This is a genomic window from Nitrospirota bacterium, from assembly GCA_016212215.1.
In the GTDB taxonomy this organism is placed as follows: Bacteria; Nitrospirota; 9FT-COMBO-42-15; order HDB-SIOI813; family HDB-SIOI813; genus JACRGV01.
In genome coordinates this window covers 1-13,372 of sequence record JACRGV010000049.1, presented here as the reverse complement: position 1 = coordinate 13,372, position 13,372 = coordinate 1, and the positions used below count along the sequence as shown (strand labels likewise).

At 42.0% G+C, this 13,372-nt stretch carries 22 protein-coding genes; all 22 read left to right on the top strand.

Annotation, left to right across the window (positions count from 1 at the left end; translation table 11 throughout):
* On the top strand, positions 1-181 hold a 181-nt coding region (locus HZA08_04660), incomplete at its 5' end, for a hypothetical protein (protein MBI5192718.1).
* A 59-nt stretch (positions 182-240) separates the two neighbouring features.
* Positions 241-504, top strand: a complete 264-nt coding sequence (locus HZA08_04655; protein MBI5192717.1) for a hypothetical protein — start codon at positions 241-243, stop codon at positions 502-504.
* A 2-nt stretch (positions 505-506) separates the two neighbouring features.
* Positions 507-662: a hypothetical protein gene (locus HZA08_04650; protein ID MBI5192716.1), complete on the top strand. Its 156-nt coding sequence runs from the start codon at positions 507-509 to the stop codon at positions 660-662.
* 28 nt (positions 663-690) lie between these two features.
* Positions 691-1,032, top strand: coding sequence for a hypothetical protein (locus HZA08_04645; GenBank protein ID MBI5192715.1), 342 nt, complete (start codon positions 691-693; stop codon positions 1,030-1,032).
* A gap of 327 nt (positions 1,033-1,359) precedes the next feature.
* A complete protein-coding gene (gene cmr1, locus HZA08_04640; protein MBI5192714.1) occupies positions 1,360-2,430 on the top strand; it encodes a type III-B CRISPR module RAMP protein Cmr1 in 1,071 nt (356 codons plus the stop codon).
* A 55-nt stretch (positions 2,431-2,485) separates the two neighbouring features.
* Positions 2,486-3,610 carry a type III-B CRISPR-associated protein Cas10/Cmr2 gene (cas10, locus tag HZA08_04635; protein ID MBI5192713.1) on the top strand — a complete coding sequence of 375 codons (1,125 nt, stop codon included), beginning with the start codon at positions 2,486-2,488 and terminating at the stop codon, positions 3,608-3,610.
* Positions 3,538-5,316: a type III-B CRISPR-associated protein Cas10/Cmr2 gene (gene cas10 / locus HZA08_04630; protein MBI5192712.1), complete on the top strand. Its 1,779-nt coding sequence runs from the start codon at positions 3,538-3,540 to the stop codon at positions 5,314-5,316. The genes cas10 (HZA08_04635) and cas10 (HZA08_04630) overlap by 73 nt, the downstream gene beginning before the upstream one ends.
* Positions 5,313-6,437 (top strand): type III-B CRISPR module-associated protein Cmr3, encoded by a 1,125-nt coding sequence (gene cmr3, locus HZA08_04625; GenBank protein MBI5192711.1) that lies wholly within the window; start codon positions 5,313-5,315, stop codon positions 6,435-6,437. The genes cas10 (HZA08_04630) and cmr3 overlap by 4 nt, the downstream gene beginning before the upstream one ends.
* 2 nt (positions 6,438-6,439) lie before the next feature.
* Positions 6,440-7,378, top strand: a complete 939-nt coding sequence (gene cmr4 / locus HZA08_04620) for a type III-B CRISPR module RAMP protein Cmr4 (GenBank protein MBI5192710.1) — start codon at positions 6,440-6,442, stop codon at positions 7,376-7,378.
* A 2-nt stretch (positions 7,379-7,380) separates the two neighbouring features.
* Positions 7,381-7,788 (top strand): type III-B CRISPR module-associated protein Cmr5, encoded by a 408-nt coding sequence (gene cmr5, locus HZA08_04615; protein MBI5192709.1) that lies wholly within the window; start codon positions 7,381-7,383, stop codon positions 7,786-7,788.
* Positions 7,788-8,855: a type III-B CRISPR module RAMP protein Cmr6 gene (gene cmr6, locus HZA08_04610; GenBank protein MBI5192708.1), complete on the top strand. Its 1,068-nt coding sequence runs from the start codon at positions 7,788-7,790 to the stop codon at positions 8,853-8,855. The genes cmr5 and cmr6 overlap by 1 nt, the downstream gene beginning before the upstream one ends.
* Positions 8,856-8,902: 47 nt before the next feature.
* Entirely contained in the window at positions 8,903-9,247 is a 345-nt protein-coding gene (locus tag HZA08_04605; protein MBI5192707.1) for a nucleotidyltransferase domain-containing protein, read from the top strand.
* Positions 9,244-9,681: a HEPN domain-containing protein gene (locus HZA08_04600; GenBank protein ID MBI5192706.1), complete on the top strand. Its 438-nt coding sequence runs from the start codon at positions 9,244-9,246 to the stop codon at positions 9,679-9,681. The genes HZA08_04605 and HZA08_04600 overlap by 4 nt, the downstream gene beginning before the upstream one ends.
* Positions 9,682-9,692: 11 nt before the next feature.
* Positions 9,693-9,863 (top strand): hypothetical protein, encoded by a 171-nt coding sequence (locus tag HZA08_04595; protein ID MBI5192705.1) that lies wholly within the window; start codon positions 9,693-9,695, stop codon positions 9,861-9,863.
* 27 nt (positions 9,864-9,890) lie between these two features.
* Positions 9,891-10,145: a hypothetical protein gene (locus tag HZA08_04590; GenBank protein ID MBI5192704.1), complete on the top strand. Its 255-nt coding sequence runs from the start codon at positions 9,891-9,893 to the stop codon at positions 10,143-10,145.
* A gap of 84 nt (positions 10,146-10,229) precedes the next feature.
* Positions 10,230-11,360 carry a DUF1887 family protein gene (locus HZA08_04585; GenBank protein MBI5192703.1) on the top strand — a complete coding sequence of 377 codons (1,131 nt, stop codon included), beginning with the start codon at positions 10,230-10,232 and terminating at the stop codon, positions 11,358-11,360.
* Positions 11,345-11,599 (top strand): hypothetical protein, encoded by a 255-nt coding sequence (locus HZA08_04580; protein ID MBI5192702.1) that lies wholly within the window; start codon positions 11,345-11,347, stop codon positions 11,597-11,599. The genes HZA08_04585 and HZA08_04580 overlap by 16 nt, the downstream gene beginning before the upstream one ends.
* A 62-nt stretch (positions 11,600-11,661) precedes the next feature.
* Complete coding sequence (locus tag HZA08_04575; GenBank protein ID MBI5192701.1) at positions 11,662-11,877, top strand: hypothetical protein; 216 nt, start codon at positions 11,662-11,664, stop codon at positions 11,875-11,877.
* Entirely contained in the window at positions 11,874-12,260 is a 387-nt protein-coding gene (locus HZA08_04570) for a type II toxin-antitoxin system death-on-curing family toxin (GenBank protein MBI5192700.1), read from the top strand. Before HZA08_04575 ends, HZA08_04570 begins: the two co-directional genes overlap by 4 nt.
* Before the next feature lie 96 nt (positions 12,261-12,356).
* A complete protein-coding gene (locus HZA08_04565; GenBank protein ID MBI5192699.1) occupies positions 12,357-12,617 on the top strand; it encodes a hypothetical protein in 261 nt (86 codons plus the stop codon).
* The gene (locus HZA08_04560) at positions 12,614-12,997 is read left to right on the top strand and encodes a type II toxin-antitoxin system VapC family toxin (protein ID MBI5192698.1); all 384 of its coding nucleotides are present in this window, start codon (positions 12,614-12,616) and stop codon (positions 12,995-12,997) included. Before HZA08_04565 ends, HZA08_04560 begins: the two co-directional genes overlap by 4 nt.
* A gap of 74 nt (positions 12,998-13,071) precedes the next feature.
* Positions 13,072-13,353: a CRISPR-associated endonuclease Cas2 gene (gene cas2, locus HZA08_04555; protein MBI5192697.1), complete on the top strand. Its 282-nt coding sequence runs from the start codon at positions 13,072-13,074 to the stop codon at positions 13,351-13,353.
* The last annotated feature ends 19 nt before the right edge of the window (positions 13,354-13,372 follow it).

Sequence of the window (13,372 nt, the reverse complement as noted above, 5' to 3'; positions counted from 1 at the left end):
GTCGGGAGACCCTGCTTTTGACGGTATGATCAGGCAGAACATAAGTAAAATCAACAAAGCCATAAGAAACAACACCGGTGATTCTGCCTTACTGCCATATTACATAATAGCAGTGAGTAAAAAATACGGCGACACGCGCTATGGCATCAGAGTGGATAAAGGGAAGATAAGGATTGAATAGAAGCATAATTATGGTTATAGTAAGTGTGGTTATGCAAAAGTGACGGAGTTAGAAATAGAATGAAGAGAGAGCATGTTAGCAAAAAAGACCTTCTGAATTTTGTCAAAGGTCATATACTCGCGAATAAACTTATAGAGGAGGAAAGGGAAAAGAGGATATCCCAATTAGGCATAAGTGAATCTCTACGTGAATATAAAGATCTGTGTGAGTTCTGGGAAAATGCCACATCGAAAGAAGTCTCAGAAGACTTCGAAAGGCAGAAGATTTCATTTCTCGTTAAAAGGAGAGAGTTGCTTAACAGTGCAAGTGGTATCAAGAAATGACTATGCAGTTTAAAGCTATACTTGAAGTCCATGATTTTTTTTCGAAAGAGGATATTCCTTATGCAATAATCGGGGGCATTGCACTCCAGCATTGGGGAGAGCCACGGTTTACCCGTGATGTGGACGTTACTGTTCTTATCCCTCGCCCGCATTTCTGATGCGCTTGATTTCGCTCTGAAACATCGGGTGTGCCTGGTTAAAAGCAGCGAGGATTATGAGATAGATATATCTCTTGGTATTCCAGGATATGAAGAAGATGTCATAAGAAGGGCGGTAGATTATGACCTCGGGAGTGGTCATCTTATCAGAGTGTGTTCAGCCGAAGATCTCATTATCCATAAGGCAGTAGCCGGGAGACCTCAGGATTTGGCTGATATCCAGAGCATCATCATACGTCAGGGGAAAAGACTGGATGTGGGATACATACGGCAATGGCTCGGTGAATTCTCCCGATTACTGGAAATAGAGGAGGTCGTTGAGAGATTTGAGATGCCATGGGGAAAGGTTATGAAAAGAAGGCAGGAATAAATGACTATCTTAAGTCTCAGATTAGTAAAGCCTGGACTTTTACCAACCTACGGAACAGAAACATTTCGGAAACATTTTTTCTGTTGCAATTAAAATCATAATAAGTTAGATTTCAGCCTGCAAGGTGTTTGTCTGCGGACTTGTTCCGGCGCAATCAGCCGTAACAGTGCTTACAAATACTTCTCTTTCTCTCCTCTCCCCTTTGGGGAGAGGGACAGGGTGAGGGGGGGACTGCCACCCAAGACACCTGAAATATGGAGATACCTGATGGATCAGAGAGAATATCGGACGGTGGTGCTGGCGGGGTTGCTGCAAAGGGGAATATGAATGATAAAGAAAATTAGTTTTGAGATAGAAACCACTACGCCAATGTTTTTAGCAGGGGCAGACCAGAGTAAAGCAGAACTCAGGGCTGCGAGTATCAAAGGCTTGTTGCGGTTCTGGTGGCGGGCTTTGCAGGCTGAATCTAATCTTGACAGTTTGAGGGAAAAAGAAAGCAAGATATTCGGAAGCAGTGACGAGAAGACTGGTGGCGGCAGCAGTTTTGCAATAAGAATTGCCCATGAAGGGGTTTTGGAGACAACAAACGCTGATCTCCCAAAACACAATATAACTGTCACAAGTAAAGGAAAATCGTTTCCAGTAAACGTGCTTGAATATTTGGCATATGGCCCTTGCTCTTACGATAAGGTCAAAAAGAAAAATGTAATTGTAAGGAAATATATTAGTAGTGGTTTCAAATTCAATCTCCACTTGAGTATTTTCAAACAAGAGTTTCTAAATGAAATACTCGAGGCAATGTATGTGTTTGACTTGTTTGGTGGTGTTGGTTCAAAAAGCAGAAACGGGTTTGGCAGTTTCTTTATAACTAACAAGGATGAATGTTTCAATTCTATTGCCAATGATATTTCAGTCGGTGGGGCATATACAAAAGAAAATTTACAGAAAGTTGTTAAAGGGACTGAGTTAAAGGCATATACTACATTTGCAGAGGGAACAAATATCTTCCGAGCAAAGGAGTCATATGCAACTTGGGATAAGACATTAGGAGAAGTGGGTAAGATTTACAGGGGCATCAGAAGCGGTGATATAAGAATAAGGAAGGAGAAAGGAGAGGGATTTAACACCTTCGAGCAAAAGCATAAATGTGATAAGAGGCAATATATTGGTTCTCCCATTGTGGCAGATCGTAGGACCAAATCCCTTCTTGACCGCCACGCAAAGCCCTATTTCATAAAGATTGCCAAAGAAGGTGATATATACCGTGCCTATATACTTTACCTGCCATCAAGGTATTGCATAGAGCTTGATAATGCAGTACAGCATGACAGGAAGTTTACTGAAGTATGCAATGAATTCAATGCCTTTCTTTCCCAACACATGGAAGTAATTATATAAATAGGGGCACAAATGGATGACAAACTTCTCATAAAGAAAATTCAGGCGCTTCTGCATGACCCCCCCGGAGAAGCCTATAATTCTCGGCAGGATCGGTCATGAGGGAAGGGCAAAAGAGATAATGGCTGCGATAATTGAAAAGGCTGATGCAAAGATCACAAATGAAGTGAGAACAGCCGACCATATTGCGTCTGCGGCAGATCGTATCAATCTGTCCAAAGACGAAGGATTTATATCCGATTTTCGCAATAATCCTGCCATTATCCACCCCTTGTCAGGCAAGGATTTTGACCTCATGAGTCTGGCACAAGTTGAAATCGGTGAAATCACTGCAGCCGTTGACAGGAGTTTTGTTGCACTGTCCGACAAATATGGCAATGATCTGGAAAAACTCTATCTCGCCTTATGGAGGGAACTGCTTGATCTCCTGATAAAAGACACTGAGCAGCAGTCACGGTTAGGCCAGTTGTGGGAACTGCTCCCTGCTGACACGAGGATGCCTGACCACTCCATCTGGGAACATAAACGGATAACATCTGCTATTGCTGGTGCATTACCTAAGCCAGCGTTTTTACTCTTTGCGATAGGGCCGGTGCAGGAGTTTATTGCAACTGCGCGAAAGACACAAGACCTATGGGCTGGCAGCTATCTACTATCCTATCTGTCATGGAGTGCAATGAAGGTTGTGGCCGAAGAATTTGGGCCTGACAGCCTCATATTTCCTGACCTTTGTGGTCAGCCGGTGACCGATTTATGGGTAAAAGAAAAAGGACTTAAAATTGAGGGAAATGTCGGTTCTGGGCAGCTTTCTTCGCCGACTCTTCCGAACCGATTTTTGGCAATTGTTCCTGAAACCTCTGTTGCAGACATTGCCAATAAAGCGAAGAAAGCTGTTAAAGAGACCTTCCTGTTAGCCTGTAATGCTGTAAAAGACAAGATGGTTGAAAAGCTGGAAATATCTTCAGGTGAATGGGATGCTATATGGCAGAGGCAGACAGAAGATTTCATGGAAACTTATTGGACAGCTACGGCAGTGGATAACTACACAGAATTCCTAAGCAGTTATAAATATTTATTGGATATTAAGTCTGATTGGCAATTTGACAGTTGTTCAAAGAATACGAGGAGAAGGGTTTTGATCCAAATATTGGAACAGTGTATGGTCAGATATACAGTTTGACTGAAAAGTCACTTGGTAGTAGGAAGGTTGTGAGGGATTTTAAGCAGCAAAATGAGCCGAACTTCAAATGTACATTATGCGGAGTAAGGGAGCCTGTGCATCCCGGAACGTATAATGGTCAATCTTGTCCCGAACACTTTGGCGCATTAAAGGGCTTTTGGCAGGATACAGTGATGCCTACATTTCCACAGATAAGAAAATCTGAGAGATTGTGCGGTGTGTGTGTAACAAAGAGGCTCGCTGCGCCAGCTTTTTTTAGAGGGCAGTTGAAGTTTAATATCTCCAACTCATTTCCCTCAATCAGCATGGTTGCAACAGCATCTTTTAAAGAAAAGGTCATAAAGAATCTTCTCAATCCTGAACTCAAGATGAGAGTTGACGAATTTGTTGGTATCCTTCACACCTTATTTGGCGGTAAAGAAGACCGCATGAATGGGGAAGCGCTTCGTATGGTGTGGGGTATGTGTAATAATCCAGAAACTGTTACAGCTGAAAATAAAGAGGTGGCGCAGAAATTTGCTTCCGTTGAGGGTGACTGGTTGTATGAGGATTCATTTGTGGAGTCGCTTAAAGAAGAGATTCCGACTTATACTAAAGACCTGTGCAGTGCTGCCCGCATTGCATTGCGGCAACTACTCAAGGCAGCAAAAAAACTATGCATTGATCCTCCATCGAAATATTATGCTGTTCTTCTCATGCACGGCGATAATATGGGCAAGTGGCTATCAGGTGAAATAGCCCCAAAGATAGAAGATATATTGCATCCTTCCGTTAGAAATTCTCTGGACGTGAGTTGGAATGAATTGAAAAGGATGGAGAGACCTCTTAATCCTTCGCTCCATCTTGCCATGAGCAAGGCATTGCGAGACTTTTCATTGAAGGTGGCAAGGGAGATAGTAGAGAAAGATCATCTCGGAAAACTTGTTTATGCAGGCGGCGATGATGTCCTTGCCTTTGTAAATCTCAAAGACTTGCCGGAAGTGATGAGAAAGTTAAGGGCATATTTCTCAGGCAGTCTGAAATCAGATGTTGAAACTAACAGGGTCGCCATAGATTTTAAGGATGGCTCTGGTTTTATTCCAGTTGATAATGAAGGCTATCCGCTCAATGTTGACAAACATGAAAGACACATTAAAGGTTTCATGCTTTCAATGGGGACTAAGGCCACTGCAAGCATGGGTATAGTCATTGCCCATCATAGTTCAAACCTTTCACAGGTATTGGATGAGGTGAGGGCTTGCGAGAAACAGGCAAAGAAATTGGACGGCAAAAATGCCTTTTGCATTGCCCTTGCCAAACGAGCCGGCGGGACAGAGCATGTAAGCTCTAAATGGTATTACGAGAATATTTCCCTCTTAGAAAAAGGGCGGGTAGGGGTAATTTTTGAGACAATCCCACTTCTTCGTGACTGGGCTGATGCGTTTTATAATGAGCACATTTCTCCTAAGTTTGTCTATACATTCAGAACAGAGACAAAAGGACTTGAGTATAAAGACTCGAACGGCAAGATAATCCAGTTGCCAGCAGAGGCTATCAGACTTGAACTCCAGCGTATCGCGAAAAGACAGACGAAAAGTAACCATAACGATAAGGTTAAGGATTTAATTGACGGTCTAATGCGACTTCAGTCCGGCGGATTGACAATTGACGACATCGGTAAATTCCTGGTGGTTGCAGCATTCCTCGGAAGGGAGGGGAACAGATGAGATTATTCATAGAACCTAATGACATCCTGATGTTCAGGGATGGCAAACCCTTCTCCGGCGGTGATGACCATTTTGCCAGGGGTACTTTCCCACCTCAACCGTCTACGGTCTATGGTGCTTTGCGCTCTCACATTCTGAGCATTGCTCGGACTGAATATGACAAATTTGCATCTGATTATGACTCAATTCCAGAGCATGTAAAGAAGGAGGTCGGCACGCCTGCTGAAAACGGATGTTTGACTATCAGACAGTTTGCTGTTGCAAAGAAAGAAGATGGGTGTATTCAACAATACTTCCCTATGCCAAGAGATATTGCGAAAGAGAAAGGTAAGGAAAACGACAGCTTGTATGTACTGAAACCTGATGACAAATTGCACGGCAAAATCATGACTGATCTGCCTGCCGGTTTGCAGCATGTGTGGTTTCCGTCTGAAAATGCCCTTGAATCTGTTACAGGTTTTTTGTCTCAAGCAGAAATGTCTGTATATCTTTCAGGTAGAACACCTGATAAATGGACGGAGAACAAAAGGTTATATGAAACAGAGGAGAGGACAGGTGTTCGTAAGAACAGAACAAAACGGAGTGTGGAAACCGGTGGGCTTTATAGCGTTGAATATTATAGGCTGAATGTTAATGTAGGTTTCACTGTTGAGGTTGAAGGGACACAGTTGCTGCCTCCTGAATCCGGTATATTGAGGCTCGGAGGTGACAACCGCACGGCTTTTTACACAAAGGCTGCATGGAATGGCATCCCTGCTGAAGTCATCAAGAAAAAGATTTCAGAAACAGGCAGGTTCAAGATAGTCCTCACGACTCCTGCGATATTTACAAACGGATGGATCCCTGGTGGCATAGATAGTAATACAAGGAACGGTTTCCTTAATGGGTTAGAGGTAAAGCTCATCAGTGCCTGTATAGGCAAACCTATTGGTATCGGTGGTTTTGACCTTGTGAAGGGAAGGCCAAAGGATATGAAAAAGGCAGTACCTGCAGGTAGTGTGTATTACTTTGAACTCAACGGCAGCAGCGTGGATGAGCTTTTCAACGGTATCTGGCTTAAATCAATAAGCGATGAAAAAGTCCGGGAGGGTTTTGGACTAAGTTTAATAGGAGGGTATTGATTATGTTTAAAAAGGCAAAAGTAATGTTCATCTATACCGAAACATCCTTGCACTGCGGTAGTGGTACAAGTCTCGGCGTGATTGACCTACCTATACAAAGGGAGAAATACACGGATTATCCTGTCTGCCAGGCATCTGGTGTGAAAGGCGTCGTAAGGGAATGGTTTGAGGTCAACAAAGCTAATGAGGGAGATAAAATCAAATGGACATTCGGTCCAGATTTTAGCAGCAAAAAAGAGGAAAGCGATGCCCATGCTGGAGCAGCCACATTTACCGATGCTCGGCTTTTGCTTTTCCCCGTTCGTTCCTTAAACGGTGTTTTCGCCTATACCACCTCGCGCTTTGCATTGAGCAGACTGAAGCGAGATTTGGAAATGGCAGGGGTTAAAAACGTTAATTGGTATGTGCCCAATCCAGATGATGCAGGAGACAATATCCTGGGTGTACAGGACAGCAAAATCTCTGACAACGATAATAAGGCCGTTCTTGAGGAATACACTTTTGATTTTAAGAGTGATGAAGCTGTCAGGAATATTGCTGACTGGATAGCTACTAATGTAATTCCAAAAGGGGCAGAATATGCTTTTTGGAAAGAAAAGATAAAAACAGATTTACTCATCCTTCCCGACAATGCTTTCAGAGATTTTGTTAAACTATCAACAGAAGTGCAGGCACGAATCCAGATCGACAATAAAACTAAAACTGTAAAACAGGGTGCACTTTTTTATGAAGAAGCTCTTCCGTCTGATTCATTGCTTTACTCAGTTATTATGGCGCATGACCCTGCTTGTGATAGTGATAAAAGACCCGAAGGATTGAAGAATGATAATGAGGTTATGGCCTTTATTTCGACAATCAATGCTCAACGTCTCCAATTCGGTGGGGACGCAACCATAGGCAAGGGGATTGTGAATATCAATCTCCTGAATGGAGGAATATAGGCATGAGCCATATTGAGAATTTAGAGCATGAAAGGGCAAAAGAGGCGTGGAGTTGTATTGACTATGTCAATAATGAGATTGAAGACAAGAAATTCAAAAAAGACTACAGAAGTATTATCATGAAACTTCCAACATTGATTATCGCGAATGGTTTAGGACAGACCCTTGCATTTCTAAAAGCGAAAGGTAAAAGAGACAATCGTAAGCCTGAGGAAAAAGCGTATAGGGACATTGAAAGCTATCTTTTCAGTAACAAAAATATCCATTGGCCTGTTGCTCAGGGCGAACTAATAGAAAAAGTTATCATGCTGCCTGGTGACAGATTTAGACAGGTAACTACTGAAACTCTCTCTTTCCTATCATGGATGAAAAGGTTTGCTGATGCAGTCCTGCCGAAGGAGGAAGGCTGATGAAACTGCCTTTACCTGCTGAAACAAGGGAGTATTTTAGGGATGACAAAAGCCGTCTTTTGAAAATAAGCAATCTGGGACTGCTGTTTAATAAGTATGTCTATTCATGGCAAGACGGCTGGCAGAAGAAAGACGAAAACGCCAGAGAATTCCGTGATGATATTTCCAAAATACAATTCGATAAAAAGTATGCTCTATCCGTTTATGCCCGCCAAAAAGCAGTAGTTCAAGGATTGCAAAACTCCGGCTGGCATGATGAATCATTTGAACTAACTTCCGATACCCGTCTTATCATTGGACTTGGCGGCACAAGCGTTATAGAAACAGGAATGACGCTGCATCCGTTATACGGCTTTCCTTATCTTCCGGCAAGCGGATTAAAGGGGCTTGCAAGGGCTTATGCTGAAATAGGCTGCGATGCTCCAAAAGAAGAACTGCTTGAAGTCTTTGGCTCTGAAGAGAAAGACTCACGAAACGCGGTAAATAATCAGCAGGGCAACGTTTTCTTCATGGACGGACTGCCAGTTACATTTCCAAGGCTTGAACTGGATATTATGAACCCTCACTATGGTGAGTATTATCAGGGAGACAAACCTCCAGCGGATTATCTCAACCCTGTGCCTGTCACTTTTCTTACCGTAGCGCCAGGACAAACTTTCTCTTTTGCGTTATTTTCCAGGGATGAAGGAGTTGCCGTAAAAGCAAAAAAATGGCTCATGGGCGGGCTTGCAGAACTTGGTGCGGGCGGCAAGACCAATGTAGGATACGGATATTTTAGAAGTAGTGCAACTCCGACAAAACAAGTGGGTCAAAACCCTCAAGTTACTAAGGTTAATTCTGTGTCTCAGCCCACCCTCTGGGAAAATGCTTCCTTAACCTGGAATCCCGGGAATATGATTCTTCTGGCAAGAAAAGATAACAAGAAGGCTGAGATAAAGCTTGGCAATAACAAGGATATAGTACCGGAAGCTCTTCGCAGCAAACTATTTGAAAAGAAAAGGACCATAACGGCTAATGTTATTGTTGAGCCGGTAGGAAATAACTTCGGGATTGTCGAAATTAAGTAAAACCTATAAACTACATAGTAGAAACATTAGATTATGCAGGTAAACATATGAAAGCAATTCAGGATATTAAACTAACGGAGAAGCTAAGCAAGACACTCCATGCAGCACAAAGGAGTATCAGCAACGAGTTTAATGTTGACCGCATCATCCTTTTCGGTTCTGTTGCACGGGGAGAATCTGATGAGGAATCAGATGTGGACATCCTTATTGTCCTTGAAGAGCCTCCAGGTCACAGAATTCGCAATCGAATATCTACAATTATCCTTGATATTAATCTTGAGTATGATGCTAGTCTATGTGGTTTAGTGGTAGATAAAAAGTCATGGGATAATGGGCCCTTGTCAGTGTTGCCGATTCACAAAGAGGTAGAGCAGGATGGAATATTGATATGACTGAAAGTAACGAAAGAGCAGAGGTCGTTCGGTACTGGTGGAAGAAAAGCATGGAAAGTGTAACTGCCGCCAGACGTGAACTGACCGCTGAGGCAAACGATTTCGCAATCAATCGTGCTTATTATGCCTTATTTTATGCAGTTAGTGCTCTACTTATGGAAGATGGTCGTCAATTTAAAAAACATAGTGGTGTACGTGATACTTTTAATAAGGAGTTCATTAAAACAGGTCGTATTGAGAAAAAATATGGTGACCTATATAACCAACTTTTTGATGATCGTCAGGTCGGAGATTACATTGCCCTCACAGCGTTTGATACAGAATATGTAAGTGAGAAGATTGATTCCTGCGAGGCGTTCCTTTTACAACTGCGTCCATTGTTAACCTCATTATCAAAGGAAAGACAGTCTCTCGAAGATAAAAATGAAGGATGAGTTTATAGATAATGTCTGAACCATTACTTTATTACAAGACTAAAGAAGAAATTGAGTCCTACAGAAAGAAACCAGTTATCGAAAAGCTGAAATGGCTTGAAGCCCAGATGGAGTTCTTTCATAAGGCAATGCCAAAGAAGGCCAAGGTAATAAGAGACAAATTGAAGAGAGGGGAGTTGTGAAATGGGGAATGTCTGTAATTATTATCAATGAAAGATACATCGCCTGAAATTGAGTCTCTATTTTATCAGATGATCATGAAAAAGAGCGGAGAGGAACGGTTGATGATGGGTTTTTCAATGTTCGATATGGCTCGCATGCAGGTTGAAGCAGGTATCAGAGCAGATTACCCTAATGCTACCAGACAGGAAATCAGGAGAGAAATATTCCTGCGCTTCTATGGACACGAGTTCTCCCCTGAAGAGCAGGAAAGAATCTTGAAAAGAATTCTTGATACGAAGTAATTTGGGGATATGAGCTGAAAATGGGAATTAATAAGACGCAGATTGATAAAATAGTGTCAATGGCAAAAGTATAAGGAATTGTTAATGAAGCATATTCATGTATGTCTTGTGTCTGACCAGCCGATACCAAATCTAACCACAGTGTTGCAATTTACTCCTCATGCAGTAATCCTGCTTGCAACTTCAGAAAGGCTTAGAGAGGCAAAACGACTTGAGAAGGTCATTAGGCAGAAAGGCTTTGAGGTTACAACAAAAGAGATAAAGGCTTATGATATAAACGATGTTGTTTCTGTTTGTGAAAATCTGATTAAGGAATGTAGAAATGATGAAGTGACTCTTAACATTACCGGAGGAACAAAAATAGGGACAATAGGAACCTTCCAGTCTTTCTATTCGAGCGATAAACCGATCTATTATGTAAACACATATGATAATGAAATAATAAAAGTTTCACCTGATGAGGGAAAGATCCCTATTAATGTCAATATATCCATAAAAGACTACCTTGCTGTTTATGGTTTTAATGTTTCAGAGTATGTTAAAGATGATCGCTATATTTATGATAGAAAAAATATTACTGAGACATTGGTTCAGCTTGCAATAAACCGGCAAAGGCTTATTGGTGAAATCAATAGCAAATTTCCAAGAGATTTTGAAAAGGCCAAATATCCCGTTCAGATTATTCTAAATAATGATAAGGATATGAGCAGGATTTGTGGGGTGCTCGAAAATCATGGGTTGGTGAAAAGGACTCATCAAACAACAATTCATATTCCCGATGTAGAAACCGCTAAATATTTAAGGGGTTTTTGGTTTGAGGAGTATGTCTATATGACGGCAAAATCCTTGAGTGTAAATGAGGTAAAACTTAATGTATCCGGAAAATGGGATACAACCGGTAAGAAACCTCCCAAAAATGAATTTGATGTTCTTATAGCAAAAAACAACAGGTTATTTTATATATCCTGTAAAACCGCTAACCCGAATAGGTATGCAGATGGGACTGATGAATCTGTTGGAAAAGAATATCTGTATGAATTGGATGCACTTGGAGATCGTGTGCTCGGCCTCTTTGGTAAGAAGATGCTTGCCTCTGCCCGACCTGTTGCTGACGAATATGTGAAAAGCCGTGCGGAGGATATGAAGATTGCAATAGTGGATGGAAAGAACATTGCTACACTGAAGGATAACATGAAACAATGGCTGAGCAGATAATTATTGATTTAAGTACTGTTTTTTTAGGTACCGATACAGCCAAACTTTCTGATCTTCCGGAATATATCAACAAGGCTCAGTTCTTTGCCGGCGAAGGCAACGACGTTGTCCTTACCGGCCCTGCCCCTGTCTGGCTCTATCTCAAGATTGCCCATGCACTACATGGCAAGGTACGGAAACTGGTTTACCGGTCGCCGGTGACAGGGGATGTTATTATCTTTGATCATTCACCTGATTAGTAAGACGCGCGTCCTTGACTTGTGAAACGGACAATCTATAATGTTTTTGGAGGATTAATAAAATGGCTGAATTAAAGATTAAGCTTAGTGATAAAGATCAAAAGGCACTTGAAGAGCTTGCGAGGGATAATGCAACAGATCCAGAGACATTTATACACGCGCAACTTGTTCACCTTATTCGGGCGTACCGTGGTAAAGGACTGACTCCAGGCATGAAAAAGCATCTCAATGCAAGTATTAAAGAAAATCTAAACCTCCTGAAAAGGCTGGCGCAGTGATTTATCTGACACTGGAGGACCTCTTAGAAATCCATAGAAGAGTTATTGAAAGTACCGGCGGTTCAGATGGGATACGCAGCATTCCGTTACTGGATTCCGCAGTTGCAAGACCGCAGGCCACCTTCGGAGGCATAGACTTATATACCGCTCTTCCGGGAAAGGCGGCTGCATTATTTCATTCTATTATCAGCAACCATCCATTCGTAGATGGAAACAAGCGGACTGGTTTTACTGCTATGGATGTATTCCTCCGGTTAAATGACCGTCATATAGTAACTGGTGAAGATGAGAAATACGATCTTGTCATGAGCGTGGCCTCTGAAGCTATTGTCTTATCTAAGATAACCGGTTGGATTGAGCAAAGAATAACACCCTCTAAATAAGGCCACAAGGTTGACCACTGTTTTCTTGAAATTATAGGATATTTCCTATATTATAATCTATATAAACTTGGTAATATTAGACGAGGAGGATAAAATATGGAAGTTGTAACAAGGCAGGCAAATTTTCTCCTACCCGAAGACTTGCTTGATGAACTGAGAAAGACAGTATCGAAAAGAGAGCAGAGCAAGGTGGTTGCAGAGGCGTTAAGGAAGGAACTTAAGAGACTCAAACTGAAAAAAGCCATGTTGGAAAGTTTCGGTGCATGGAAAGATAAAGACCATCCTGAATTACAGAAAGGCAGCGGAGCTTTTGTGCGTACTCTCAGAAAATCCACGAGATTGGTCCGTTCAAGATGAAAAATGTACTCATTGATACGGATATCCTGATAAATTTTCTAAGGGGAAGAGAAAAATCCAAAGAATTTCTTTCTTCCGTAATTGATGATGCAGCGGTCTATTGTTCTGCGATCACAATTGCCGAGATCTTTGCCGGCATGAAAGAGCACGAGAGGGAAAAGACAGAAGAACTCCTGGATAGCTTGAACATTCTTGATGTAAACAGGGTAATAGCTGAAAAGGCAGGACGTTATAAAAATAGTATAAAAAGTCAGAGTATGGAATTGGATGACTGCATTGTTGCAGCTACAGCATTTGCCAAGCAGGCTGTTCTTGCCACCGGAAATGGAAAACACTATCCGATGATGGATATTGAAAAAGTAATTATCACTTCAGAGTAAGCAGGTATCAACAGAAACATTTCCGAAACATTTCTTTTACTGACACTTGCGAGCATTTCATTTATCCTGTTCCCATGAACAGGTCTCTCTATCTCATTGCATACGACATTACTGACGGCAGGAGGCTTAACAATGTGCGGTATTTCCTGAAGGGATACAGCACTGGCGGGCAGAAGTCTGTGTATGAATGTTTCCTGACTGACGGTGAGCTGCGATATGTGATGAGGAAGCTTGAAGGGTTGATCAGAAGAGAGGAGGACAGGGTACATATTTTTACTATGGACGGACGGAGCAGGACACATGCGTTGGGCATAGCTGTCCAACCTAAGGACCCGCAGTATTTTTACATAGGATAACACCCATATGGGCTACAGG